The 24,787-nt window shown below is 52.1% G+C and carries 18 protein-coding genes; 10 read left to right on the top strand and 8 right to left on the bottom strand.

The annotated features are described in order from the left end of the window. The first annotated feature begins 33 nt into the window (after positions 1-33). Positions 34-1,023 carry an alpha/beta hydrolase family protein gene (locus tag QWI17_RS03560; RefSeq protein ID WP_302721131.1) on the top strand — a complete coding sequence of 330 codons (990 nt, stop codon included), beginning with the start codon at positions 34-36 and terminating at the stop codon, positions 1,021-1,023. Here the strand turns inward: QWI17_RS03560 and QWI17_RS03555 are convergent. The 3 genes from QWI17_RS03555 to QWI17_RS03545 are packed head-to-tail and all read right to left on the bottom strand — an operon-like array spanning position 980 to position 4,456. Then, entirely contained in the window at positions 980-2,197 is a 1,218-nt protein-coding gene (locus QWI17_RS03555) for a sensor histidine kinase (RefSeq protein ID WP_302721130.1), read from the bottom strand. The genes QWI17_RS03560 and QWI17_RS03555 overlap by 44 nt on opposite strands. After that, positions 2,181-2,876: a response regulator transcription factor gene (locus QWI17_RS03550; protein ID WP_302721129.1), complete on the bottom strand. Its 696-nt coding sequence runs from the start codon at positions 2,874-2,876 to the stop codon at positions 2,181-2,183. The genes QWI17_RS03555 and QWI17_RS03550 overlap by 17 nt, the downstream gene beginning before the upstream one ends. Positions 2,877-2,881: 5 nt before the next feature. Further along, positions 2,882-4,456 (bottom strand): amidohydrolase family protein, encoded by a 1,575-nt coding sequence (locus tag QWI17_RS03545; protein ID WP_302721127.1) that lies wholly within the window; start codon positions 4,454-4,456, stop codon positions 2,882-2,884. A 96-nt stretch (positions 4,457-4,552) separates the two neighbouring features. Between QWI17_RS03545 and QWI17_RS03540 the strand changes: the two genes are divergently transcribed. Next, entirely contained in the window at positions 4,553-4,957 is a 405-nt protein-coding gene (locus QWI17_RS03540) for a YibL family ribosome-associated protein (RefSeq protein WP_302721126.1), read from the top strand. Between the two features lie 473 nt (positions 4,958-5,430). On the opposite strand, the gene QWI17_RS03535 is transcribed toward QWI17_RS03540, so the two are convergent. Beyond that, entirely contained in the window at positions 5,431-6,276 is an 846-nt protein-coding gene (locus QWI17_RS03535) for an alpha/beta hydrolase (RefSeq protein ID WP_302721125.1), read from the bottom strand. A gap of 435 nt (positions 6,277-6,711) precedes the next feature. Between QWI17_RS03535 and QWI17_RS03530 the strand changes: the two genes are divergently transcribed. Next, positions 6,712-7,257 carry an RNA polymerase sigma factor gene (locus QWI17_RS03530; RefSeq protein ID WP_302721124.1) on the top strand — a complete coding sequence of 182 codons (546 nt, stop codon included), beginning with the start codon at positions 6,712-6,714 and terminating at the stop codon, positions 7,255-7,257. Then, on the top strand, positions 7,254-9,215 hold the full coding sequence (locus tag QWI17_RS03525) for a vWA domain-containing protein (protein WP_302721122.1): 1,962 nt from the start codon (positions 7,254-7,256) through the stop codon (positions 9,213-9,215). The genes QWI17_RS03530 and QWI17_RS03525 overlap by 4 nt, the downstream gene beginning before the upstream one ends. A gap of 78 nt (positions 9,216-9,293) precedes the next feature. Here QWI17_RS03525 and QWI17_RS03520 read toward each other — a convergent pair whose 3' ends face one another. Continuing rightward, positions 9,294-12,938, bottom strand: a complete 3,645-nt coding sequence (locus tag QWI17_RS03520) for a ThuA domain-containing protein (protein ID WP_302721121.1) — start codon at positions 12,936-12,938, stop codon at positions 9,294-9,296. Positions 12,939-13,285: 347 nt separating this feature from the next. On the opposite strand from QWI17_RS03520, the gene QWI17_RS03515 reads away from it, so the two are divergent. Then, positions 13,286-14,842, top strand: coding sequence for a phospholipase D family protein (locus QWI17_RS03515; RefSeq protein WP_302721119.1), 1,557 nt, complete (start codon positions 13,286-13,288; stop codon positions 14,840-14,842). Between the two features lie 4 nt (positions 14,843-14,846). Here the strand turns inward: QWI17_RS03515 and QWI17_RS03510 are convergent, their stop codons facing one another. Further along, the gene (locus QWI17_RS03510; RefSeq protein WP_302721118.1) at positions 14,847-15,464 is read right to left on the bottom strand and encodes a hypothetical protein; all 618 of its coding nucleotides are present in this window, start codon (positions 15,462-15,464) and stop codon (positions 14,847-14,849) included. A 125-nt stretch (positions 15,465-15,589) separates the two neighbouring features. On the opposite strand from QWI17_RS03510, the gene cls reads away from it, so the two are divergent. After that, on the top strand, positions 15,590-17,038 hold the full coding sequence (gene cls, locus QWI17_RS03505; RefSeq protein ID WP_302721117.1) for a cardiolipin synthase: 1,449 nt from the start codon (positions 15,590-15,592) through the stop codon (positions 17,036-17,038). A gap of 204 nt (positions 17,039-17,242) precedes the next feature. On the opposite strand, the gene QWI17_RS03500 is transcribed toward cls, so the two are convergent. Then, positions 17,243-17,872, bottom strand: coding sequence for an SDR family oxidoreductase (locus QWI17_RS03500; protein ID WP_302721116.1), 630 nt, complete (start codon positions 17,870-17,872; stop codon positions 17,243-17,245). A gap of 99 nt (positions 17,873-17,971) precedes the next feature. Between QWI17_RS03500 and QWI17_RS03495 the strand changes: the two genes are divergently transcribed. Together QWI17_RS03495 and QWI17_RS03490 are read left to right on the top strand one after the other, a co-directional pair. Beyond that, a complete protein-coding gene (locus tag QWI17_RS03495) occupies positions 17,972-18,631 on the top strand; it encodes an SDR family oxidoreductase (RefSeq protein WP_302721115.1) in 660 nt (219 codons plus the stop codon). Continuing rightward, positions 18,625-19,137 (top strand): DUF6942 family protein, encoded by a 513-nt coding sequence (locus QWI17_RS03490; RefSeq protein ID WP_302721114.1) that lies wholly within the window; start codon positions 18,625-18,627, stop codon positions 19,135-19,137. The genes QWI17_RS03495 and QWI17_RS03490 overlap by 7 nt, the downstream gene beginning before the upstream one ends. Before the next feature lie 40 nt (positions 19,138-19,177). Here QWI17_RS03490 and QWI17_RS03485 read toward each other — a convergent pair whose 3' ends face one another. Beyond that, positions 19,178-19,894 carry a DUF599 domain-containing protein gene (locus tag QWI17_RS03485; RefSeq protein WP_302721113.1) on the bottom strand — a complete coding sequence of 239 codons (717 nt, stop codon included), beginning with the start codon at positions 19,892-19,894 and terminating at the stop codon, positions 19,178-19,180. Positions 19,895-20,454: 560 nt separating this feature from the next. On the opposite strand from QWI17_RS03485, the gene QWI17_RS03480 reads away from it, so the two are divergent. Both QWI17_RS03480 and QWI17_RS03475 read left to right on the top strand, forming a co-directional pair. Further along, positions 20,455-22,791, top strand: coding sequence for a hybrid sensor histidine kinase/response regulator (locus QWI17_RS03480; RefSeq protein WP_302721112.1), 2,337 nt, complete (start codon positions 20,455-20,457; stop codon positions 22,789-22,791). A gap of 11 nt (positions 22,792-22,802) precedes the next feature. Next, complete coding sequence (locus QWI17_RS03475) at positions 22,803-24,770, top strand: EAL domain-containing protein (protein ID WP_302721111.1); 1,968 nt, start codon at positions 22,803-22,805, stop codon at positions 24,768-24,770. The last annotated feature ends 17 nt before the right edge of the window (positions 24,771-24,787 follow it).

The raw sequence follows: 24,787 nt of genomic DNA, 5'->3' as shown, positions 1-24,787 counted from the left end.
TCTCTAACGTATCAGTACTAAGGAGGTCTACTTATGACCAGATCCATACTGATATTAGTACTAAGCCTATTCACTTTCACTGGGTGTGGGGGCGGCAGTAGTTCTAGCGCGCCTTCGGTAAGCAGCTCGTCATCTTCGTCTTCAGTTCCACCATCAATGCCAAAAGGCGATGTGACGGTTAACCGGGTCAGTTGGGGGCCGCTGGATGATCAGTTTGGCGATCTGTATTTGCCCACTGAGGCTCAGGCATCGCCCTTTCCCCTTGTAGTCATGATACACGGCGGGTGTTGGCAGCTTCCCTACGGGCTTGAGTATACGCAGGCGTTGTCTCACGCGTTGGCATTGCGGGGGCTGGCGGTTTGGAATATTGAATATCGGCGCTTGGGTGGCGGCGGTGAGTGGCCCAATCTGTTTAAGGATGTTGCCAAGGCCGCTGACTATGTTTCGGAGTTGGCGCTAAGCTACCCCGTAGACCCGCAGCAAGTGGTCAGTATGGGCCATAGCGCGGGTGGCCATTTGGCGTTGTGGCTGGCGAGCCGGGATAAAATTGATTCGGCCAGTGTGCTGTACTCTGATGCCCCGTTAGCACTGAGTGGTGCGGTTAGTCTGGCGGGCGTAGCGGATCTGTCCTCGCGCGTTTGTAGCAGTATTGGCCAGCTGCTTATTAACGCGGATTCACTTTCGCCGCTTGGCCTGGGCCAGCGCATGGCCAACACCTCGCCCATTGAAATGCTACCAATAGGGTTGCCTACTCTACTGATTGGTGGCGCGGCGGATACGATTGTGCCGCCGCGTATATCCCAGTCCTACACTGATGCCGCACTAATCGCCGGGGATATGAGCGAGTACATGGTGATTTCTGGTGCGAACCATTTTGATCTGATCGATCCAGAGTTTATGGACCTAACGCTACTGACTGACGCCGTTGAGGGTATGGTTGATTCCCACAGCGAGTATGCGGGGCAATTTAACGTTGATTTTACCATGTTAAGGTCGCCACAAAGTTTTCTCCGGTGCTGTTAACCGACAGTGTCCAGCCCTGATGTTCGGCGATGCGCGAGACTAAATACAGCCCCTGTCCAATACCGCGACTGTCACTGTTGTGAACACCCGCCGCGGTGAGGTTTTGCAGTAAGGATGGCGCTGCTGGGTTGGTGAATGCCAAACACTCGTCGTCAGCGACGATGGACAGTTTGGCTGCACTGCAGTGTTCAAGGGCATTGTTAAGCAAGTTGATCAGCACAATATCCAGCAGCCGGGGGTTGGCATTGACTTTAATATCGTCGGCAATATCGAGTGATAATTGCCAGTGATTGGGCAGCACAAGCTCTTTCGACATCAGTTGCTGTTCTATGTGGTGTTTAAGCCGGCACAATTGCGTTGAGGCCTTTTCTGAGCGGGCCATGGCTAAGAGCGCGTCAATGGTGTGCTGCATTTGGTTGCTGGCACGGTTGATGGTGTCTAGGTCTGTGGTCGTGTAACCGCGCTGCGCAATCAGCGTGCAAGCGTTGTTGATAACGGCCAGAGGTGTGCGCAGCTCGTGACTGACGTTGTTGGCAAACGCTTTTTCTTTTTCTAAGGTGGTGTTAAGTGCGGTGAAGCTTTGCTGCATTTTCTCGGCAAGGTAGCCAAGCTCATGGGGCAGCTGTGGCATGGCGGTGTCGGCGTTGGGTTCTTCGGCGGCTTTCGCGGCGTCGGTTAGGGTCAGTATGGGGGTGACAATGCGCCGCGACAAAACCACCGCGAGCCATACGGCGCCGACTAGGGAAACACCCAGGCCCACGGCGCAGAGCAGGAACAATCCCGGTTGCCGACTGACAACGAGCAGAGGCGAGACTTCGGCAATGAGGTAAGCCGGTTCAGTTTCACCGTCTATTTTTCGGTAGTGATAATGTTTGTCGTCAGCGCTGAAAAGTTCGCCGGTGTTTTGCGGCCGTGCCAATCGCACTTGAGCACTTTGCGGCGCCGCCTGCAGGGATGGATAGTAGCGCATACCTATCGGTAAAGCCGGGGCTTGCTCACCTGGGCCGAGCTGCTTCAGTTTTTGCGCTTGCTGGTCGATCACTCGGTAGAGCAGAGCGTCTTCCACCGCAAAGGCGGTTATTAGAACAAAGCCGGAAAACACCAGCGTCAAGCTTACCGCCAGACCGATCAAACTCAGCATGACCTGATGCTTGATGCTACGTATCAAAGTCATCCAGCCCCTCCAGTTTGTAGCCGACGTTGAGAATGGTTTTAAGCATGGGGTGGGCAAAAGGTTTGTCGAGTGCCTGGCGCAGTGCGTACACGTGGGATTTGAGTGCGTCCGTTTCCGGTGGCGAGTCGCCCCACAAATGGTGACTTAGCACAGAGCGGGAAACGGGCTCTGGGTAGGCCTGGGCCAGCGCGTCGAGAATCTTGAATCCGGTATGGGTTAGGTTGAGCAAGGTGCTTTCTCGCCACGCCTGTTGTGTGCGCGCGTTCAGGCGCAAAGACCCCACCTCCCATACCTTGGGTTGGTGCAGCGACTGACGGCGGGCAAGGGCCTGACAGCGCAGCGCCAGTTCGCGCAAATCGAAAGGTTTGGTAAGGTAATCATCCGCGCCCCGGTTGAAGCCCGCGGCCTTGTCCTCAAAGCTGTCACGTGCGGTCACCATTAAAATGGGCGGCGTGCGTTCGGCCTCGCGCTTGATGGTTTGGCACAGATCCAGGCCGTCCTGGTCGGGAAGGTTCAAGTCCAGCAATATGACATCGTAGATTTCGGTGCGGGCTAAGTGCGCGCCCAGCGCGGCATCCGCAGCAAAATCCACTTGCCACATGAGGCCACAGAGAAACTCGCCGGTTTGCGCGGCAATGGTGGCGTTGTCTTCAATGATGAGTATTTTTAATGAGCCCACTGCAACTAAAAACCTCCCGGATTTTGCGCCCACCAGAATAACAGTTTTACGGTTGGCCAGTGACTTTTTGCTCGTGCCCTGGCGCGGTTTTTGAGCGCTGCCAGTGTCGTCTCATCATAAATAAGCCGCCCCTGAAGCACCATATGAATGGATTGCGTATGTTGGATGTTTTCTACTGGGTTGGCATTTAATAATAGTAGGTCAGCCTGTTTGCCCACAGCTACGCTACCCGCGTCGTCCGTTTGCCTAAAGTATTGGGCGGGGGTGTGGGTTGCCGCGGTCAGTACATCGAAATTATCGATGCCAGCGCGGTTCAGTTCGAGCATCTCTTCATGTATTGAGGCGCCGGGTATCACAAAAATATCGTTGGCATCGGTACCCACCATTAAGTTGGCACCCTCATGGTGGGCGCGAACAATGGTCGCGGCGGCCGCTTGGTAAAACTGATCAAAAACCGGCGCGTCTTGCTCTGGGGTGTCACTGAGCCCGGCAATCTCTTCGCGCCATTCCAGGGTAAATAAGTAGTGGCCAAACTTATTGGCGGGCCTCGATGTCAGTTGCCCCTGTAGGCCCAGGTAATCGTTGCGTCGGGTCAGCAGAGTAGGGGAGAGAAAAACATTGTGTTGTGCCAACAATTGATAGCGTTGATCACACAGTGCCGGGTCGTGAGTGTCGAGCAGCAGTTGGTAGAGTTGAGCCAGGGGCAAGTCCCAGTGCTTGCCTTCGCGCAAAGCTTGCGCCTCGCTTGAGCACTCATACATAAACAGGCGGGCGTGGGCGAACGAGCGCTGCCCCGCGAGCACTGATGGTTCGAGGCCGACTTTGCGTGGCATGTGCCCGCCGATTTCCAGACCCCTATTTTGCGCCATATTAACCATGGCAAAGTAGGCGTCGGGCTTTACCCAGTTGTAATTTTTTATAAAGAAGGGGCGCAGTGATTCCGGCAGGCTTGCGTAGTAATCCACCAGCGTTTCGGCTTGCTCTAAGCTGTCGGCGCCGTGCCAGGTTGGCGAGTCCGGGTGCTGGTGGTCAGCTCCGTTTACGGGAAAGGTACCGGACCCGCGAATGCGAGGGCCGATCAGTTGCCCCTGAGCTACTCGCTGGTTCCACTGTTGCTTTTGGGCAAAACACGGGTAGAGCGAAACCCGGTCTTGGTGTGGGCAGGTTAAGTTGCTGCGGATGGAGGTCACACCGTGCGCGATAAACAGTGGGTAGTCCAGCTCGGGCGACAGTCGCGTCAGTACCGTATGCATGTCCCACAGCCCTGGCATTAGGTATTTACCACGCCCATCAATGCGACGCAGGTTTGGGTGTGATGGCGGGTTCAGCTTATGAGTGTCCCAAGCGCTGATTTGAACAATGCGACCGTCGTCGACGGTGACAAAGCGGTTGGTGAGTAACTTCTGATTGACGACATCGATCAGGGTGACCTGCTCAATAATATACCGATCAACAGGCGTTGGTGCGGGAACCTTCTGGTAATAGCTACAGGCACTGACCAAGAGGGTCACGGCCGCAAGGCTAAGAATCAACAGCAGTGTTTTGTACAGCACTGCCTTAAGCGGGGTTGAATTGGGCATATCGGCTTTCCTCCGTTAGGGGAAAGCATGCATCAGAACCGGTGAAATTCAGGTAAAATATGGTCAATGTAGCCAGGCAGGGGGTGTAGCTCAGATATGACCGCCCAGGCGTGCTACACTCCCAATTTCGATAGGTACTCCCCCTTGAATCTCCAGCAGTCTATACAGAACCTCAACAACCAACTCGATAAAGCACGCCGAAAACTAGCCGCCGCTAAGGGGCGGGGAGATGACGTGATGGCTAAGCAGTTGCAAAACGACATTCGCAAGCTCGAAAGCGAGCTGGCCGCCAATAAAGAGATTAAAACCCGCGAGGCCGACAAGGCCGCTCAGGATGTTAAAAGCATGGCCTTTAATCGTGCCTTAACCAAGCAGGAGCAGGCGGATATGGGCAAGCTTAAAAAATCCGTGAAAGGTTTGGTGGTGGTTCACCCTTTAACGGCCGTGGGTAAGAAAATGGGCGTAAAAGTTGTTACCGGTTTTGCGCCTAAAGAGTTTTAAACGATTTTATTGTGTAAGCCATATTCTGCCCTTCGGTTAACCTCGGGGGTGTTGACTTTTGACTCGTCGGCATTGCCTCTTTCCCCTCGCATTAGCGCACATCTGCTGCGCTTTGCCTCTAGGGAGCCTCTGATTAAGTCCTCAGTGGCCTCTGGCTTACAGAGCTTTTCGAGAGGTCAAGGCGGCGATCCGATGGCGTGCCGATGGCTCGGTGAGGGGAGCCAACACAGAGATCGGAAAGCTCTGCAAGCCCCGAAGGGCGCGGCCAAAACGTCCATCCGCTGTGTTACACCTCTTGCCAAGGACTATGGCCATTGCCTGCGAAGCGCGCCTTGCCGAGTGAACGTTTTGACTCGCGCAGAGTCCACTGGAGACTTGATCAGAGGCTCCCTAGCAAAGGGAACCACCCTGTCCGTCGAGACAAGACACAACATCTGCACGCTTCAGGCTACGCTGAGCATGCATGGGTTTTTTCAACAGCCTGCTAGTTCGGTATCAATGTCTTGTAGCGTTGGCGCCAAAAAATGCAGTGGCCAGGCCATGGCAGCCATGATGCGTACATGCCCCACGCCTGAGTATATTTTCTTTGTTGCGGAAACGTTAACCGCAGCGAGTTTGCGCTGCAGCGAGTGCGCCGAGTTGGGGGTGACGGTGTCATCATCCGCGCCGTGCAGAATAAGCGTACGCGGGTTGTTTGCGTGTATATGCTCCACGGTTAAAGCGGAGCGTTGCTGGTCTGCTGCCTCACCGAAGATGCTCACCCAGCGCGGCTTGTCGCTTGGTAGAAAATAATCGTGGGGCCCGGCGAGACTGATGTATCCGTCAATGACGGACTTGTCTAAACCTTGAGAGCGCAAGTAACGGTCATCGTAGCTAATCAGGCCGGCAATCATGGCGCCGGCGGAATGGCCGATGAGTATCAAAGGCCGTTCGTTGCGCAATTCGCTGACTTTTTCACTGGCGATGGCAAGTGAGACGTCTTCGACAAATGTTGGGTACGCAACATCTGGGTACAGTCGGTAGTCGGGTATAACAACGGTGTGTCCGCGCTTGGCGAGCTGCGCTCCCACAAAACCATATTGCTCTTTGCGGCCAGAATCCCAACCCCCACCGTAAACAAATACCACCAGGCAGCTGGCTGATGTAGCATCGGGTTGGCGCGGTTGATAGACGTCCAGCGTTTGGCGCGGCTGCTGCCCATAAGTCAGGCTGGTATGCGTGCGGTAATGCTCCGCCCGGTTTAACGTATTCAGCACATCGGTGCTCGAGCATGCGCTCAGGGTAGCCAGGCCGGTGATAATGCCAAATAGTTTTGTCATTGTAGCTCTTTTTTTCACAGTCTTGATCAGAGGTTCCTAAGTCAATGGGATTGTCTGATATGTTACGTAAGCTACGCATGATTGGACCAGCAGGCTGCTGAAAAACCCCTTACGTACTCAGACTCTCAGGCTGGTTCGTAATCTAGGCGCCACTTTGACGGTGTGTGCCCACCCATCGAAAAGTGGCAACGACGAGTACGGGCAAGCCTGAAAGTCCCGCAGGGCTGGCCGGGCAGGTGGGTCGTATTATTCCACTACGCCCTCGCCGGAGTAACTGGCGGCGTTGCTGGAGCCATTGCTTACCTCTTGCCGCACTGTAGAATACAATTAGCTTGTCGTGCGGTTATGCCGACAGCCTGCTAGAGCCGGTGCATTACCCTACAAAGTTGTTAACTATTTCCAAGGATTTTCACGCCTTAGGCGTCCTAAGGAACGATGACCGACCATCTGACCACAGCGAAAACAGATCAGCTGATACGCGACGCCCAGTCGGGGGATGCGGATGCCTTTGAGGCGTTGCTTGAGCATTACTACGATGCTATGTACCGCTTTGCCTATCGCTGGTGCGGTGATCAAGGAGCGGCCGAAGACGTCGCTCAGAATAGTTGCATGAAAGTCGCGGGCGCTATCAGCCAATACCGGTTTGAGGCGAGCTTTAGCTCTTGGTTGTATCGTTTGGTGATCAACTGCGCGAAAGACTGGCAGCGCCGTGAAAATCGCCACAATGGCGAGGAATACAGCGAAGGTGACGTCGCCAGTTTAGGCGGCAATGCCGAGTCACAGATTTATCTCAGTCAGCTGATGGTACGTATCGACCGCTGGGGCAAAGGCTACAAAGAAACGGCTCTATTGGTGCTGTTCGAGGGGCTGAGTCATGCCGAGGCCGGAGCCGCACTGAGTGTGTCCGAGGCCACCATATCCTGGCGGATTCACGATATTCGCAAACATCTGGCACAGCTCGAACGAGAGCAACTCTCATGAAAGATTTTGACCGACATATCGAGCAAACAACGCCTACCCCCGATCCTTCGGCGCGGAGAAAGGCTATTGCTTTGGCACGCGAAAAGTTTGAACAAGAGGCTGCGCAACAGCAGCACTCGCAGTCGAGTGAAAAAAATTCCCAAGGATTATTCTCCCGCTTGCGTCTTATGGCAACAAACACACTCGGGAGAGTTGCCATGATTATTGAAAATCGTACATTGTTGGGCGGTGTTGCCAGCGCAGGCTTATTGCTGGTGGGCGTTGCATTGGTGTTGCCGACCTTTTTGAACCGAGATGTCGCTAACGAACCCGTAATGTTGGAAGACATTGCTATGGAGGAGGCGGTGATCTACACCGAGCCTCAGGCAATCGAAGTTCGCTATGCAGCGGAGAAGGACGTTGCCGCGCTGGTCATGGACGCCGCACCAGCTCCTGTAAGCTCCCCACCAGTACTGGGTAAAAGACTCGAACGCAAGGTGAATCCCGCGAGGCTATCACTGGCAGATTCCATGTCCTACGAACTTCACCATGGTAAAAAGTTAGAAAATAGAGACGAATTCGAAGAAATTAAACACAATAACGTTAAGTTGACCCAAGAGCAGCCGGTGTCAACGTTTTCAATTGATGTAGATACCGCCTCCTACAGTTTTGTGCGCCGCAGTTTGAACGAAGGTCGTTTACCTCCGGCCGATGCTGTTCGCGCTGAGGAGATGATTAATTATTTTGATTATCGTTACCCGTCGGCAGAGTCAACGGAGCAACCCTTCCGTCCATTAATTCACGTGGTTGATTCACCCTGGGCGCCAGGCAAAAAGTTGGTGCATGTGGGTATTAAAGGCTATGAGCCTTCAGCCATTATTAATAAACGCACCAATCTGGTGTTCTTGCTGGACGTGTCTGGTTCAATGAATGAGCCAGATAAATTACCTCTACTTGTGCAGTCAATGGAGCTGTTGGTCGAGCAGCTGAGCCCGGAGGATACACTTTCCATCGTGGTGTACGCAGGCGCAGCCGGCACTGTACTTGAGCCTACCGCCATTAAAGATAAAACCAAAATTCTTAACGCGCTGCGTCAACTGCGCGCGGGTGGCTCTACTGCCGGCGCTGAGGGTATTGAACTGGCTTACCAACTCGCAGAGCAAAATTTTGATAAAGAAGCTGTTAACCGGATTATCCTCGCCACCGACGGTGATTTTAACGTGGGCATTAATGATACCGAGCAGCTGAAGAGCTTTGTGAAAAGAAAGCGCGAAACCGGAGTTTATTTAAGTGTACTTGGTTTTGGTAGCGGTAATTACAACGATCATCTGATGCAAACGTTGGCGCAAAATGGTAACGGTATTGCCGCCTATATCGATTCGCTTAATGAGGCGCGCAAAGTGTTGGTGGATCAGGCTAATTCGTCCCTGTTCCCGATTGCCAATGATGTAAAAATACAAATTGAGTTCAACCCCGCTCAGGTGAAAGAGTATCGCCTGATTGGTTATGAAACCCGTTTGTTGGACCGCGCCGACTTCAACAACGATAAAGTCGATGCGGGTGACATTGGCGCCGGACACAGTGTGACTGCTTTGTATGAAATTGTTCCCACCGGCTCTGACTTGGCAACCATTGACCCGCTGCGTTATGGTGTTCAGGATGAGCAAGCAGCCGGCAATAAAACCAAAGAGTTTGGGTTCTTTAAATTGCGCTACAAGCTGCCAGAGCAGAGCGAATCACGAAAAATTACCGCATCGATAATTGAGAACTCCATCGCGCCGAGTTTGCGCCAAGAAATAGATTTCTCCATCGCGGTAGCTGCGTTTGCCCAGTACTTAAGTGGCGGTGAGTACATTGGTCAGTATTCACTGGATGATATTATTGCACTGGCGCAGGCTAATAAAGGGTCAGACCCGTTTGGTTATCGGACTGAATTCGTGCAATTGGTGCGTGCCGCAAAACTGGCGAAAGATATATAAATTTTTAGTTTGCGTGTAAAAAGGGGGCACCGTTCGGCGCCCCCTTTTTTTGCAAGTGACGACAGTGCTCCAAGTAAACTACGGCGTTTCTAACTGGTTAATCCAGGTCTCCAATAAGTGTAGGTAGTCCTCATCGGGCAGGTTGCGCCCTAGCGGTGGCATTCGATCGCCAACGTCTGCACTTTTGTCGCGAATGTATAAAATGGAATTGTCTGGACTTCCCGGGCTAACGACGGCGGGATTTGCCAGCCCGTACTCGGTTAGATAGTCGCGCTGGTTGGCCAGCGCACCGTTGACAATGCCTTGTTCGTCCAGTGGTGTCGTCATGCGTGCATCCCACAGGCTGGCAATGCCCTGTACACCATGGCAGTTGGCGCAGTTGACATCCCAGTAACTGCGAACTCGCAACTCAAGGCTCGCGGTGTTGTCATTTACCGCGGCATGGGCTGGCAGGCTTGTTAAGTCGGCTGCGGTTAACACAGTATCAAGTGCGCCCAAATGACTGAGTGTTAACAGCTGATGGTCGGTAACACCGGATGGGTATTGCCATGTGCTGTTTAGCGCAGCCGTTTTAACACCGAGCACACCCTGTGCGTCGATGTTGTGACACGCCAGGCAATCTTCGGGGCCTGGGTACGTCCACGTTTGTTGCCGTTCACCATTGGCTGGGGCAATGGTGATGGTTTCATTTAAAGCGTCGTTGAGCAGGTCGGCGTCAGAGTTGTCGTCGCGCCATTTATAGGTGGCGCCATACACACTGCCGGCAGCCCCGACTACCAGCAGCCGCGTTTCCAGTCGTTGCCTTGCACTGGTGTCGCTTTCGTCGATCGGTAAAGTGAAGTGTTTTACGAAAACGGTGCCCGCTGGCCACTGCCATTTCTCGTTTTCGTTCCAGCCGATGGTGGTGCCTGTTGGCAAAGAAAACCATCGGTCTTTTTGCGCGCCGTCAGACCACAAAGGCGCGATAACCGAGTACGGAATTAAGCTTTGCGCCGGGGTTAAAGTGGCCGTGTCGGCAAACGCGCCGGTTTGCGACAAGAGCGCAGGCAGGTTGCTGAAATCGGTGGCCGGCACCTCGGGCATATTCAGATAGGCGGGGGCGTCGGTTCGACAGGCAATGCCCCGAGACTCATCGAGCGTGCACGCTTGCGCGGCATTCAAGTCAAAGATCTGTAAGTTGCCTACCGTATTGGCATTAGCAGACAAAAATAGATCACTGCTGCCAGCCAGACTCACGTATTGGCATAGCCCCGAGGACTTTAACGCATAGCTGCCGTCTTGATTTTGCTGCAGTTCAAAGGCTTCGGCTTGTGCGGTGTTTGTGGCATCGAGCACCAAAGTGCCGGCGTCATCCAGACGAATGTATAGCCCTGTGGATACTGACTGTAAATAGACATGGTTGCCTGTTGCGCTTTCTAACGAAAAGATACTGGCATTGCCGGCCGGAGCATCGGCAAGGGCCAAATTGTTATTGCCAAGGGCCGTTAGTATTTTGCCATCGATACTAAAGGTTACGCTGTCACCTGCGGTATATGTTGGCGTTGTCGGTGACGGCGTTTCGGGCCCACTACCCGTGTAACGAACTTCTGCCAACATGCCGGAGTTGGCCGGTGAGTCGCAGCAGTTGCCCCCGTAACCGAGTAAGTACAAACGGTGATTTTGCGGTGATATTTTTGCATCAATAATGCCGGCGAGCCGTGAGGTATCGAGCCAAGTGCGGAAGCTGCCCGCATCGTCATCGACGTGCACTTCATACATACGGTCATTGTTAAAATTCCAGAACAGTAGGCGCCCGTCAAAATAGCTGGGCAGCTTGTACTCATCGGCAATGCTGTTGGACCAGCGGTAAACGTCGCCGACCATAAGGGCGCGGTGACTCATGCTTATCCATGCGGGTTGAGCGGGTGGTAGTTCGATGCTTCCAGTATTGTTAACGGACAAATTGCGCAGAGCATGGGCGCTGAATAAGGCACCAGATTGACCCGTGGCAAAGTCGTAATCGTAGTAGGCGATGTTGTTACCGGCCAGATAAGGCCAGCCAAAATTGCCTGCTTGGTATGTTTTATTAATCTCGTCAATACCGCCGGGGCCGCGGGTTGGATTGGAGCCGCCGGCATCGGGGCCGATGTCACCCCAAAACAATTGGTCGGTGAGAGAGTCGAGGGCGGTTCGATAGGGGTTGCGGAGCCCCATAGAAAATATTTCGCCACGGTGTTGATTGTCAGCCACGAACAGATTGCGGTCGGGAATTGTGTAACCGCCATCGGCATTGGGTTTTATGCGCAGAATGCTGCCACGCACGTCGGCGCTGTTGGCTGAGGTGCGCTGGGCGTCGAAGACGTTGCGCCCCGGCCGCTCGTCAATAGGAGCGTAGCCATCGGAGGCGAATGGGTTGGTGTTATCGCCGATGGCAATGTACAAATTATTTAACGAGTCGAAGGCCAGGTCACCCGCTACATGGCAGCACTCAAAGTCTACGGGATATTCGAGCACAACCACTTCAGAGCTTAAATCCAGTGAGTGATCACCTTTGATCGTGATGCGTGAGACTTTCTGTGTGGCTGAATCCGGCGCTGTGTAATGAAAATAAGCGTGACGGGTTTGAGTGAAATCAGGGGCTAAAGTAAAACCAATAAGGCCACCTTCGTGAACACTGTTGGTGGCAATTGTATCGGTTTGCGTCAATTGGTTGTTGCGCATTGCATAGAAGGCGCCACGCCGACCGATAACATACATTTCCCCCTGCTTGGAAATTTCCATAACAACGGGTAAATCCACACCACTGGCAATGACCGTCGTGGAGAAGTCGGTGTCGGGCGGGGCTGCGCCCTGCCAGTCGGGAGTTGAGCTGCTTAGCCTTCCCGCCCAACGCAGTGCGCCCAAGATGTGATTTTGAAAATCTGCGTCCGCGTAGGCTTGTTCGGTGTGACCGAGGCCGGTGTAAAACGCGCGGCCCAGGCCAACGGTGTGGTACCAGGCAATGGGGTGATCCCCCATGGCGCCTTCACCTGGGTCGTAGCTGGTTTCATCCAAACTAAGCACAACCTCAACGCCTTCACGCGGGTTGTTCCTATAGTTGTACCACTCGTCATAGTGCTGCCAGATATCGCCCAGGTGCTGGCTTGCTGGATGTTGAGCATTTTCTACGTGCACAGTGGCCGTTTGATTTTGTGGATGCGAGTGAAAATAGGCTCCGACCAGGTCACCGTACCAAGGCCAACTGTATTCGGTGTCTGCCGCAGCGTGAATGCCCAGATAGCCACCACCGTGCTCGATATATTCTTCAAAGGCCTGTTGCTGAGCGCTGTTAAGTACGTCGCCGGTGGTACTGAGCCAAACCACGGTGTTGTAGTGGTTGAGATTGTCCAATCGAAAGTCGGTGGCGTCTTCGGTGATATCCACGGTCCAGTCGTTAGCTTGTGCGATCGATTCCAGCATTTGCTGGCCTACTTCAATGCTCGAATGCCGAAAGCCTGCTGTTTTAGAGAAGACCAGTATGCGAGCGCTGTTTTCAGGCTTGGTATAGCCGGGCCATAACCGGGTCTTTTGATTTGCAGGGCATGAGCCCGAGGGCGAGGATACGCTCGAAGAGCTAGAGGAGGCTATTGAGGAGCCCGAGCCGCCTGTGTTACCGGAATCGCTGGTACCTGATCCGCCGCCACACGCTGTAAGTATTGTACAAATAGCAAAAAGTATTAAGGTGTTACTCTGTATATTGGCCATGGTCGTCTCAGCATTATTATTGGTGGTTGCTGTGCACCAGAGTTTACTCGCCACTGGCTGAAATATCACTAATGCTGCAGCCAGTGGGCGCTATTGTGACTCAGGGCAGGGTGAGGTTATACGGGCTGGCCGCCGGCATATTGCCGAGCATTGGGCTTTTGTCAGAGCCCGATGTCATGGCTGAGGTTTCTGGCGCCGGTTTGAGCTGGCGTTTCAATGGCAATCTGAACCTGACAAAGCACTACTTGCCTTGGCTTGTAAGGCGTGGATATTTGTGTCGCAATCACAGACTAATGTTTGTCATATCCGCAATTGTACAATGGCCGGAATAGGTACAGGAATACGGTATGAATAAAGGCTCCGGGTGGATTAGGCGTTTGCCGGATGCGAAATGGGTGCTGCTGAGTTGTGCCTTTATGTTGGGCTGTGCCTCGGCGCCCGAGCGAAGTGGTATCAATGCCCATTACGTGGCTGGCACATCTCCGGCGGGATACTTTAAAGATCTCGATGTTGAATTGAGAGCCACTGGGGATCGCCTTGGTACCGGCGTTCGTCTGCTGGCAAGTGGTGTCGATGCGGTAGCTGCGCGTGTTGATCTTATCCGTAAGGCGCAACATACCCTAGACGTGCAATATTACCTATTTCACGGTGACGCCACCGGAATACTTTTGTTTCGCGAGCTATGGATGGCGGCCGAGCGCGGAGTAAAAGTGCGCTTGTTACTGGATGATCTTGAGCAGCGCGCGGGTGATTACCCCCTGAATATTTTGAATAGCCATGCCAATATTGAGGTTCGTCTTTACAACCCGTTTTATTGGCGCCGTGCACGCGCCTGGCAGTTGCTCGGAGAGTTTAGTCGGTTAAATCACCGCATGCACAACAAGTCGCTTACCGCAGACAATCTGGCCAGCGTCGTCGGCGGGCGCAATGTTGGAGACGAATATTTTAGCGCAAACCAGAGCGTGAACTTTGGCGATGCCGATGTGTTTTTAATAGGCGATTCGGTGCCTGCAGTGACCGGTCAGTTTGACGATTATTGGAACAGCGACCTGGTATATCCCTTGAGCGTGTTAAACAGCGAGCCACCCGCACCGGATTTAATAAAGCGTGCGGGCGCGGAAATTGACGCAGCCGTGGCTCAACTGAATGCCATTGAATATCTGCAAGTTGTCAATGCACAAGACTGGCTAGGAAGTATTCGCCGGGGTGAAAGAGCACTTTATTGGGCGCCGGTTGATGTTTGGTCTGACACCCCCGATTTGCAACTGTTCAAACAAAAAGACTCATCTAATGCTTTGGTGGTTAACCGGCTTTGGCAACTTTTCGAAAATGCCGAAAGTGAGCTTTTTCTAATCTCACCTTATTTTGTACCAGCACAAGCGGGTACTCAATTGTTGACCGGGCGCGCACAAGAAGGTGTTACCGTTAGCGTGGTAACCAACGCGTTGGCGGCCACAGATGTGGTTGCCGTCCACAGTGGTTACGCGCAAAGCCGGGAGGCTCTGTTGGCGGCAGGCACCGAGATTTTTGAAATAAAGCGCACTCCTAATACCGAGCGTAAGGTCTGGAGTGTTTCCTCAACATCAAGTTTGCATGCCAAGGTTTTTGTGGTCGATAGACGCTGGGTGTTTGTCGGGTCGTTTAATTTAGATCCGCGTTCGGCTTGGCTAAATACCGAAATGGGGGTGTTGATAGACTCCCCGGAGCTGGCAGAAGCCGTTTTGACTGGGACGCGTCAGCTGCTCAATGATACGTCATACCAGGTGTCGCTGAATGATGAGGGGGAGCTGTACTGGCGAGATCTACACTCGGGTCAGACTTTTAGTAAAGAGCCCAACGCCAGCTGGTGGCGCAGGGCGATGAGCTCGATCCTGTCTTTTTTGCCGATTGAATCCCAACTCTAGAGGGTCAGGGAGCTGAGCGGCTCCAGCCGTCCGCGCTATTACAGAACTCATAAATACCCTTGCTGCGGGAGGTGGTATTGCTAATGACGATAGACATGACGCGGCATTTGCCACGGTCATTGGCAGTGGTTGACAGTGGGGTAATGGCGGCGGAGATGTCTCCGATCACTTGTGTATTGGTTTTGCCGTCTGGGTTTGTTGCTATAACGCGGTTGAACTGCTCATGCAGCGTTTGCCACTGAGCATGGCTAAAATCGCTGGCTTCAGTTTTTTGTAATTCCCATTTGTCCCCGTTTTGGCAGACATTAAAGTGAAAAAAGTCGCGGCGCCCGTCCCGCCCCCGAATATCCAGTATCGCTTTGCGGCACAATATTTCGTTGTGGCGATAGCTGTACTTGATTTTAACCCGACCTTTGGTATCCGCGTCGGGTGATTGCCAGTGTAAAGTCACCAAGTCAGGTGAGTCGTTCAGTGCACTGCTTACGGTGTGAACGAACGACTCCAGCTCTTTTGGGGACAGCTCACTGGAAATACTGCGCCCCATAAAATTGAGATTTGCCGCCGTTGCGGAGCCTGCCAATAGGGTGCACCCGATAAAGGTGGTGAATGTACGAAATAGCATACGATCTCCTTGTAAAATCTGCTGCGTGGTACACTGACGTAGCGCTAAGTTGTACATAATACCTGTTTTGTAACGGCTCGGGGACTGCCTTTGACAAAGTCTGGAGCGGCCCATTAGGAGACTATGTGAACGGATTGTTAACGCTGATTCAACAACTGCTGATCTGGGGCCACCTGATACTGGTGGTGGCAATGGCGGTGCGGGTGATTATGCGTCGCCTCCCGGTAGGGGCAACGCTGGCCTGGATACTCGTGCTGATGGTATTCCCTTATTTTGGCGTGGCGCTTTACTTACTGTTTGGCGAGCGTTTTCTTGGTGTGAAACGGGCGCAGCGCGAGGCTCGGCTACGGTTTGTTTTTCGCGATGCCCCCGTCAGTCCCCCGTCAGCTGTGGCCATTGACTGGAGTGACTACCATGCGTCGGCGGAACCGCTGTCGCGCCTGGAGGCGTTTATATCAGGTATACCTCCAGTCGCTGGCAACAACGTCGAGTTTTTACAGTCTGCCCCTCATATTATTGACTCACTGGCTGCGGATATCAAAAGCGCTGAGTCTTTTTGCCATATGGAGTTTTACATTTGGCAGCCCGGCGGCGAGACCGATAAGGTGGTGGCGGCTATTGAGCAGGCTGCGGCGCGCGGAGTGGTGTTTCGTATCATGCTCGACGCCGTTGGCAGCTCAGCGTTCTTTGGCTCCGAAGCTCATAAACGCCTAAAGGACATAGGCGCTTCAGTGGTTAAGGCTTGCCCGATTGGTATCATTCCGTGGCAGTTGGCGCGCTATGATTTACGTAACCATCGCAAAACCGTGATCATTGATCAGCGCGTGGCTTATATGGGCAGCTTCAATTTAGTTGATCCTAAACTGTTTAAAGTTGATGCCGGTGTCGGCGAATGGATTGACGTTATGGCAAGAGTGTCGGGCCCGGCGGTGCCGCAATTCGATGCAGTATTTCGTTGGTACTGGAGTATTGAACGCAGCGAGCCTTTACTGAAAATGTCGGGACAACCGGTAGTGGTGGTGGGGGAGGCTCTGGTGCAGGTCGCTCCTTCGGGGCCGGATGTCGCCAAAGAGAGTATTCTCAATGCATTGCTGCAGGCGATCTATGGTGCGAAATATTCTGTGGATATTGTCACCCCCTACTTTGTGCCCGGTGAGGCATTGGAGCACGCACTAAAAATAGCGGCGCGACGAGGTGTACAGGTGCGGTTGTTAGTGCCAGAAAAAGTAGATTCGTTTTTGGTTCGTCACGCTAGTCACTCTTATTTTTCGTCTTTGATGGAGGCAGGCGTATCCATAGCGACCTATGGTAAGGGCTTATTGCATACTAAAGCTGTTGTTGTCGATAACAGCTTAGCCTTTTTCGGTACGGTAAATATGGACTTGCGCTCACTGTGGTTAAACTTTGAAATGACCATGATTATTTACGATGTGGCCACGGTAAGAAGTTTAGCGGAAATTATAGAGTCTTACCGTCATGACTCGGAAGTTGTTGAGCTGGCACAGTGGCGACAGCGCCGCGCTGTTTCGCGCTTTTTTGAAAATATCACTCATTTGGTTAGTCCGCTGATTTAGGGAATCTTCGATTAAGTCTCCCGCGGCCTCTGTAAGCCCCGAAAGGCGCGGCCAAAACACTCCTTGGTTGGCGTTTTTTTTCTTGCCAGGGGCTACGGCCATTACCTGCGAAAAACGCCTTACGTACGGAGCATTTTGGATTCGTGCAGACGACTGGAGGTTTAATCAGAGGCTCCTTAGATGTTTGTACGTTGGCCCGGCCGCTTAGGTCAATAGTGCATCACTTAAAGTATTCTCGCCGTTTACTAGCGGATAAATTCTGTTCGCCGCCTGTGTGTTTTGCAAACAAAAAGCAGTGGTGGCGGCCACATCGGCTCTAGTTATAACCTGTTGTTCTGGTGCGTTGGGCATGGTGGTGCTAATTCTCCCCGTTTCTGGGCTGTCTACTAAGCGCCCAGGGCGTAGAATGGTATAAGGCACTGTGCTGCGCATTAGGTGGTCATCGGCTAATTTCTTACAGACCGAATAGTGTTTGATGGCGACCGGCCCCAGGTCTGGATTGTCGGCGCCGCGACTGCTAACCATCACAAAGTGTTCAACGCCCGCGTCGGCCGCATAATCAATGGCTTTCATCGCACCCCATAGATCCACCAATATGGTTTTATCGGCTCCAGTCTTTGCGCCAGATCCCGCGGTGAAAACAACCTTTGCACAGCCATCAATGGCTGTTCTGAAATCTTGTTCTAGATCACCGATGAACAGTTCGGCTCCCATTGCGGCCAAGTTTTGATTGTGCGAGCGCACCATGGCACGGACCGGCTCGCCGGCCTGGCGTAGGTTTGCAGCAATCATTTGGCCTATTTGTCCACCTGCTCCAATAATTAATGTGCTCATCCATCGTCTCCGGTGTAAGTATGAATCGGAGCTATGTTAACCTAAACGGTAAGTATTGCGGCGACTGACGGCCATAAAACACTTTAAGGAGTTTGATGTATGAACGTTGTAATTACGGGTGCGAATCGCGGAATAGGCTTGTCTTTTGTAAAGCATTATCTGGCAAACGGCGCAAAGGTATTTGCGGCTTGTCGCGAAGCCTCGCCCGAGCTTGGGCAATCTGGTGCGCAGATTATTGAAGACGTTGATGTCAGCACGGATCAAGGGATCGAAACATTAAGCGGCGCGTTGCAGGGCGTTAATATTGATGTGCTGATCAACAATGCTGGCATTTTGCGGGACGAACAACTGGGCAATTTGAATATCGAGACTATTCGGGATCAATTTGAAATCAATGCTCTTGCCCCCCTGCGTGTGACAGAGGCCTTGGCAAACAATCTGGGCGACAACGCCAAGGTGGCGTTAGTTACCAGCCGCATGGGTTCAATCAGTGACAACACCAGCGGTGGTCGATATGGCTATCGTATGTCCAAAGCGGCCTTAAATGCCGCCGGCATGTCATTGGCACAGGATTTAAAAGGTCGCGGTGTGGCGGTTGCGATATTGCATCCAGGTTTGGTAGGTACCGACATGATAGGTGGCTATGGTGACATTACCCCGGATCAAGCTGCCGAGCGTTTAATAGCTCGCATCAATGAGTTAAATCTGGCAAATACCGGTACCTTTTGGCATTCCAACGGAGAGGTTTTGCCTTGGTAGCTGGCATAGGTGAAGCGGATTACGGCATCGCCTTTTGTATCGCCAACCGGCCCCCTTTGGATGACTATTCCCGCCGGCGCTGTTTGGTGCCTTTACTGCCTGGCGAGCTTCATCATATCGTGTCCAATAGCAGTAACCATTGGCGCAAATTGTTTAATGTGTACGCCAAGTTTATCTATTCCCTGGCGCCAGAGCTAATCGTTGCTAATAGCTCGCCCCCGACATGGCAAGAATATCGCGATCAACAATTGTTGCAGGCAGGTTCGCGCTTGGCATTGCTTTTTACGGCACCTCCTTGGAAAGACGATGCTTTGCACATAATAGCGGGAAAGGGGTATGCCGCGACTTTAAACATTCCAAAGTTGCAATGGCTCGATGCACATTTTGCAATTGCACCTGCTCAACGGGTAATTGTTTCGCCTTATCTCGATTATCGTCAATTGTCGAATGAGCGCATAGAGCGGTTGGTTAAAATTATTCGTCAGTACTCACTGCTGTCCTTCTAATGCATTTTGAGCACGGTGAGGACGGGGTGTTACACATACGCTAGCTCGAGGCTTCATCTCTTAGTTTTAGATCTCGAACCAAGGCTCTAAGCGTTGTAGAGTGAAACTCCCGGCGATACAACACACCGACCACGGCTGCCACTGCGGCGATAAATATCCAAGTGTTAAAAAACCAAGGCAATATTGCCAGTGAAAAATAGTATGCGCGCAAGCCGTAGTTATAGCTGTGGCCAGCTTGATCAATAATTTTTGCAGTACTGGATGCGTAGCGTGCTTTTTCTTCAGCGGAGATGTTGGCATCGTGAGCGGGAGCGGCACCAAACAAAATGGCGCAAAATCCATACTGGCGCATAGCCCAGGTCAGAGTAAAAAACGCGTAGACATAAATCATTAACAGCAAGATAACTTTTAGCTGCATGTGACGTGGTGTCATGGTCTCATTGGCAAAAGGCAGGGCGCTTAGGGTTACGTATACCTTGTCGATAGATGCCATTATGGTCACCAAACCGGCAATTATCAGGATGGATGTTGATGCCAGGAAGGATACGTTGCGCTCCAGGCTGGCCACCAATGCCGTATCGGCAATGCGGTTCTCGCGGTTGAGTAATTCCATCATCCAGGTTTTACGGTGAATTTGCAGGACGGACGCCAGGCAGTGATCAGTGCGGGCCCTTTTACGGGCAAAGCGGGCATACCCCATCCAGGCCACGAAGAGCCAAAGGGTGGCGCTGAGGTTTATCCAGTCAGTTAAAGTCACGCGTTTCTCCTGTATCGCCTGGGGTATTCTACCCTAATCACAAGGTGCTTCGGTGCTCTCGCCGGGGAAAATAGTACACGTATTGCTTTTATTGAGGTGCGCTGTCGTTGATAAATTAGCCAATTTGGACTTGTTTTTTGACGCCACGGGCGTATTCGCCTATAGATTAGTAGGCTAGCAGGCTGTTGAAAAAACCCTACGTACTCAGACTCTCAGGCTGGTTCGTAATCTAGGCGCTACTTTGACGGTGTGTGCCCACCTATCGAAAAGTGGCAACGACGAGTACGGGCCAGCCTGGAAGTCCCGCAGGGCGAGGCCAGAAGCGCACATGTGCCGCTCCTTGCCTCTAGGAAAGGGAACCACCCTGTCCGTCGAGACAAGGCACGACATCTGCACGCATCGGGCCTCGCTGAGCATGCAAGGGTTTTTTCAACAGCCTGCTAGGGCACTCTGGATCGGGAACTTGGTGCCCCAGAACCATAATATCTACCAGGGATGATTTCGATGGTCTCATTAAGGTTGCCCGTAAATTGCCAATTCTCGTGTGATTTGGTAAGACAATGAAGGATAATACCCCTGCAATAACACATTTTCCGGCGGCTGCGGATGTCAGTACCGGACTTGAGTGGATTCAATGGAAAGTTGATGAGGCCGCCGCTGTCGCCGGTAACTGTGCCAGCGTCTTTTTTTATCGACACAATGACTGCGCTCTTGAGCCTTTGGCTTATAGTGGACTCGATTCAGAAGACTTGTGCCTGGAGTGTTTGCTGGCGGCTAACGCTCAGGCGCAATCATCTTTACGCGCGGTGTGCGTCGAATGGACCCACACGACCGCAGCCGCCTCCCCTCTTTACTATCATGCGTTGCCGTTGTTTGACACCAATGCGGGCGATGCAATGGTCGGTGTGTGGGGTATCGTTTCATCGGCCACTTTTCTTGCGGGTGATTACTGCACCGAGCGGATACTCTGCCGTGCCGGCCACGAAGTGGGGCACGAGTCGGAATTGATTGCCCTGCGTCGCGGTAATGCGCAACTTACCCGTCAACTTGAAAACTCTCCTCTAGGCGCGATTGAGCTCGATCATGCACGCAAGATTACGGCGTGGAATCCTGCTGCTGCTCGAATCTTTGCGATTTCAGCGGATGACGCCATTGGTGCGAACGCGGACACACTATTGTGGGCCGAAGTGACTGAGCAGGAACGTCGAGAGCTGTTTGATCCGCGGGTACGCCACACCCGGCGCAACATTTATCATCGCCTGGGTACCGGAAAAATGATTATTGCCGAGTGGAATATTACACCGCTTGGCGACAATGGGGGGGAGGGCTACATTGCCTTGGTGGGGGATGTAACGCGCCAACGAGAGGCGCTATCAGCGCTGGCCCGCCGCGAGCAGGAACAGTCCGATATTCTCAATGCCATGGCTGATGCAGCGATTACCATTAATGATCGCGGTGTCATTTTGACGTTTAACCAAGCGGCGGTTCATATGTTTGGCTACCAGCAACGTGAGGCTATCGGGAAGAAGGTGAACATGCTGATGCCCAAGGGCATTGCCGATGCTCATGACGGCTATATAAGCAATTACCTGCAAACCGGGCAGGCCAAAGTGATTGGTTTAGGACGTGAATTGGAGGGGCTGCATAAAAATGGAAGCCATTTCCCTCTGCGATTGTCGGTTGCGGAATTACCCAGATCCGACCAGGGAGGTCGCCGTTTTCTTGGCACCTGCCATGACTTAACGGAAGTCAAAGAGCAGGAGCGGCGATTATTTCACAGTCAAAAAATGGAGGCTTTAGGCAAGCTAACGGGGGGCATTGCCCACGATTTTAATAACATTCTGGGAGTGATCGCTGGCTACGCGAACCTGCTGGAAGACGAGGTTGACGAAGATGAGCCCGCTTTTCGCTATATTCGCGAAATAGATCGCGCCGCTGAGCGCGGTGGCAAGCTAACGAAACGCCTGTTGTACCTGTCCAAACATCGAAAAATGGAAACATCTAAGGTCAATCTCGGTGAAATCGTTGAAGCTATGCAATACGTGTTGAGTCGTACCATGACACCGAGCATAACAGTGCACCTGGATATTGATGATACTGGTTATCTTGCCAATATAAATGCTGATTTTTTAGAAGATGCCATCTTGAATCTAAGTATCAACGCTATGCATGCCATGGAGGGCGGCGGCAATTTGTGGATCAGTACGCGAGCTTGCATTGAAGTTCCAGAATCTATGGCCAAATTCTACGATGTCACTCCTGGGGAGTACCTAGCCATTTCGGTTAAAGATGATGGTTGTGGTATTCCCAGTGACATATTAGATAAGGTGTTTGATCCGTTTTTCTCAACCAAGGGCGATAAAGGCACAGGCTTAGGGTTAAGTCAGGTGTATGGCTATATGCGTCAGATGGGTGGTTTTATAAGGCTGAAGTCAAAAGCAGACGTTGGCACCACGTTCATCTTATATATACCTCAGTTGGCTGAAACCGTAACGGTAGCGCCGCAAGCAGTTGAAGTGGAGGCGGCTGTCGGGGGGAGTGAAACGATATTGGTGGTCGATGATGAAAAGGCTCTGATTGAAACTTGCTCTAAAACCTTGCAAAAAGCCGGCTACACTGTATTTACGGCCAACGGTGTGGCCGCTGCGACAACAATATTGGAAACTCAAAGTCTGGACCTATTGCTCTCGGATGTCATTATGCCCGATGGCAACGGTTTTGATCTGGCTGAGCTAGCTTACAAGATTGCCCCAGATATAAAAATTCGGTTGGTCAGCGGTTACGCTGATGTCGCCAATAATACCGTTAATGAGGATTTAGCGGCAAATATACTGCATAAACCCTACAGCCAAATTGAGCTGTTAAATGCTGTTCGCGTAACCTTGGATGTGGATTAGTGGAGCGATGTATGGAGTCAGTCAGTGGTATCAGTAAAGAAATATCCAGTGATGATGTAGAAAAAGCGTTCGCAGAAGATTGGTTTACAGTGGTTTATCAGCCACAGTTTTCCCTGTCTCGCGACACAGGGTTTACCGGTGCCGAAGCGTTTGTGCGGCTCAAACATCCAGAGCATGGCTTGATGATACCTGGCGCCTTTCTTCCTATGGTGGATTCCATGCACAAGATGCGAGAATTGACCGAACGGGTGGTGGCACTAGTGGCAAACGACTGGATTGCCCTATCTGAACAAGGCACCGATATTAATGTCGCGATTAACGTTGATCGTAGCCTGTTACACATTGACGGATTTGGTAAAGCTCTAGGTAAGACGCTTAAACAACATAAAGTTCCACGACAAAAAATCACCTTAGAATTTACTGGTTTGCTGGAGCCGGACTTTCTTTCTGAGACTGTGCGCAAGTCTTTGATGGAGTTACATCTAAAAGGGTTTTGTATTTCTCTCGATGGATTTTCGGTTGCGGAATCAAGCCAGTCGTTGCCGGATGATGTGGTGATCGATGAAATAAAACTCGACCGCGATTTGGTGAAAAGCTTGTTAACCAAAGAGCGATGTAAGGACGCGATGCGCAGTGCGATGCACAACGCGAATAGGTTCAGCATGCGAGTCGTGGCGGTTGGCATTGAAGATGAGGAAACCGCCGATTTTCTGGCGCGCAACGGCTGTGATCGGGGGCAGGGTTACTATTTTGGCACACCAGAGGAATTTAGCACTCTGCGCGATACATACGTAGAGGGGGCGGACGAGCGACACAGTGGCGCCGAACGGGCAAATATTCTGATTGTCGAAGACGATGTACAGTACCTGAACTTGCTCAACGAAAGTTTGAGTGATAATTACAATGTGCGTACGACTGATTGTTTGAGGGGGGCGCGCGAAGCGTTACAAGATTTTTCTCCCGATATTGTCATTATCGACCTGAACTTACCTGATGGTCGCGGCGTTGACCTGTCGGGCAGTGGCGAGCTCGGTGATAACGTCAGTACTATTTTTATTTCTGGCGCGAAGGAGTTTGCCAGTCGGCTGGAGGCTTACGAGGCTGGCGGCATGGACTTCATTGAGAAGCCCTTTTCGATCAGGGAGCTGATGGCAAAAATTCGTCAGATGGCCACTTATCAGTTGCGCAGTCGCGATATGTCTGACCGCAACAAAGAATCGCAGCAAATGGTGATGCGCTCGTTACAGCAGACTGCGTATTACGGGGACATTGTTCAGTTTTTTAAAAACATTCTGGTGTGTACTGACGAAGAGCAATTGTCCCGGGAATTTTTTCGCTTTAGCGCCGGGAAAGGGTTGCGCACGGCGATTGAGTTTAGGAGCAAGAATACGGTCAGTAGTTACGATCAGGATATGGGGGTGTGTAGCCCTACCGAAGTTAATATATTTGAGGTTTTGAAAGAGAAAGGGCGTCTGTACGAGTTTGCCCAGCGCATGATGGTCAATGATGATCACGTATCTTTTTTGGTGAAAAATGTTCCTGTGGATTCTGTCGAGAAAGGTGAGTTGCGTGACTATGTCGCTGTACTGGTAGAGGCGCTGGAGGCGCGCTACCGAGAGATATTAAGGCAACGTATTGTCAACGAGGCGACAGAGGTTATGCAGGAATTAGTTCAGCAGTTGCTAAGCTTGGTGAATGTTGACAGTGGTGAGAAGAAAGAGCTTTTGGATGATTATTCAATGGAGCTGAAAATGAGTTTCCACGTACTGCAGTTGACGCTTGAACAGGAAAATTATCTGACGGACATTATTGAAAAAATGCTTAATCATAACGAAGCGGCTGAGAAGAGTACCGTGGAAATTAGCAACACGGTGGAGTATATTCTCAAGCAAATGGCCACTGATTTAGCTGAGCTTGAGGTGAAAGCCCCTGCTGCGGAAGAAGAATCGGCAGGTGGAAGCACCGTCGAGTTGTTCTAAGGTTCCCTAATACTAAA

The sequence above is a fragment of the Gilvimarinus gilvus genome (assembly GCF_030518155.1).
GTDB classification, from domain to species: domain Bacteria; phylum Pseudomonadota; class Gammaproteobacteria; order Pseudomonadales; family Cellvibrionaceae; genus Gilvimarinus; species Gilvimarinus gilvus.
This window is presented reverse-complemented; position numbering and strand designations above follow the sequence as displayed.

Coding starts and splice junctions, on each gene's coding strand:
- QWI17_RS03560 (WP_302721131.1), top strand. CDS start 34: ATGACCAGATCCATACTGATATTAGTACTAAGCCTATTCACTTTCACT.
- QWI17_RS03555 (WP_302721130.1), bottom strand. CDS start 2,197: ATGACTTTGATACGTAGCATCAAGCATCAGGTCATGCTGAGTTTGATC.
- QWI17_RS03545 (WP_302721127.1), bottom strand. CDS start 4,456: ATGCCCAATTCAACCCCGCTTAAGGCAGTGCTGTACAAAACACTGCTG.
- QWI17_RS03540 (WP_302721126.1), top strand. CDS start 4,553: ATGACCGCCCAGGCGTGCTACACTCCCAATTTCGATAGGTACTCCCCC.
- QWI17_RS03535 (WP_302721125.1), bottom strand. CDS start 6,276: ATGACAAAACTATTTGGCATTATCACCGGCCTGGCTACCCTGAGCGCA.
- QWI17_RS03530 (WP_302721124.1), top strand. CDS start 6,712: ATGACCGACCATCTGACCACAGCGAAAACAGATCAGCTGATACGCGAC.
- QWI17_RS03525 (WP_302721122.1), top strand. CDS start 7,254: ATGAAAGATTTTGACCGACATATCGAGCAAACAACGCCTACCCCCGAT.
- QWI17_RS03520 (WP_302721121.1), bottom strand. CDS start 12,938: ATGGCCAATATACAGAGTAACACCTTAATACTTTTTGCTATTTGTACA.
- QWI17_RS03515 (WP_302721119.1), top strand. CDS start 13,286: ATGAATAAAGGCTCCGGGTGGATTAGGCGTTTGCCGGATGCGAAATGG.
- QWI17_RS03510 (WP_302721118.1), bottom strand. CDS start 15,464: ATGCTATTTCGTACATTCACCACCTTTATCGGGTGCACCCTATTGGCA.
- QWI17_RS03500 (WP_302721116.1), bottom strand. CDS start 17,872: ATGAGCACATTAATTATTGGAGCAGGTGGACAAATAGGCCAAATGATT.
- QWI17_RS03495 (WP_302721115.1), top strand. CDS start 17,972: ATGAACGTTGTAATTACGGGTGCGAATCGCGGAATAGGCTTGTCTTTT.
- QWI17_RS03480 (WP_302721112.1), top strand. CDS start 20,455: ATGAAGGATAATACCCCTGCAATAACACATTTTCCGGCGGCTGCGGAT.
- QWI17_RS03475 (WP_302721111.1), top strand. CDS start 22,803: ATGGAGTCAGTCAGTGGTATCAGTAAAGAAATATCCAGTGATGATGTA.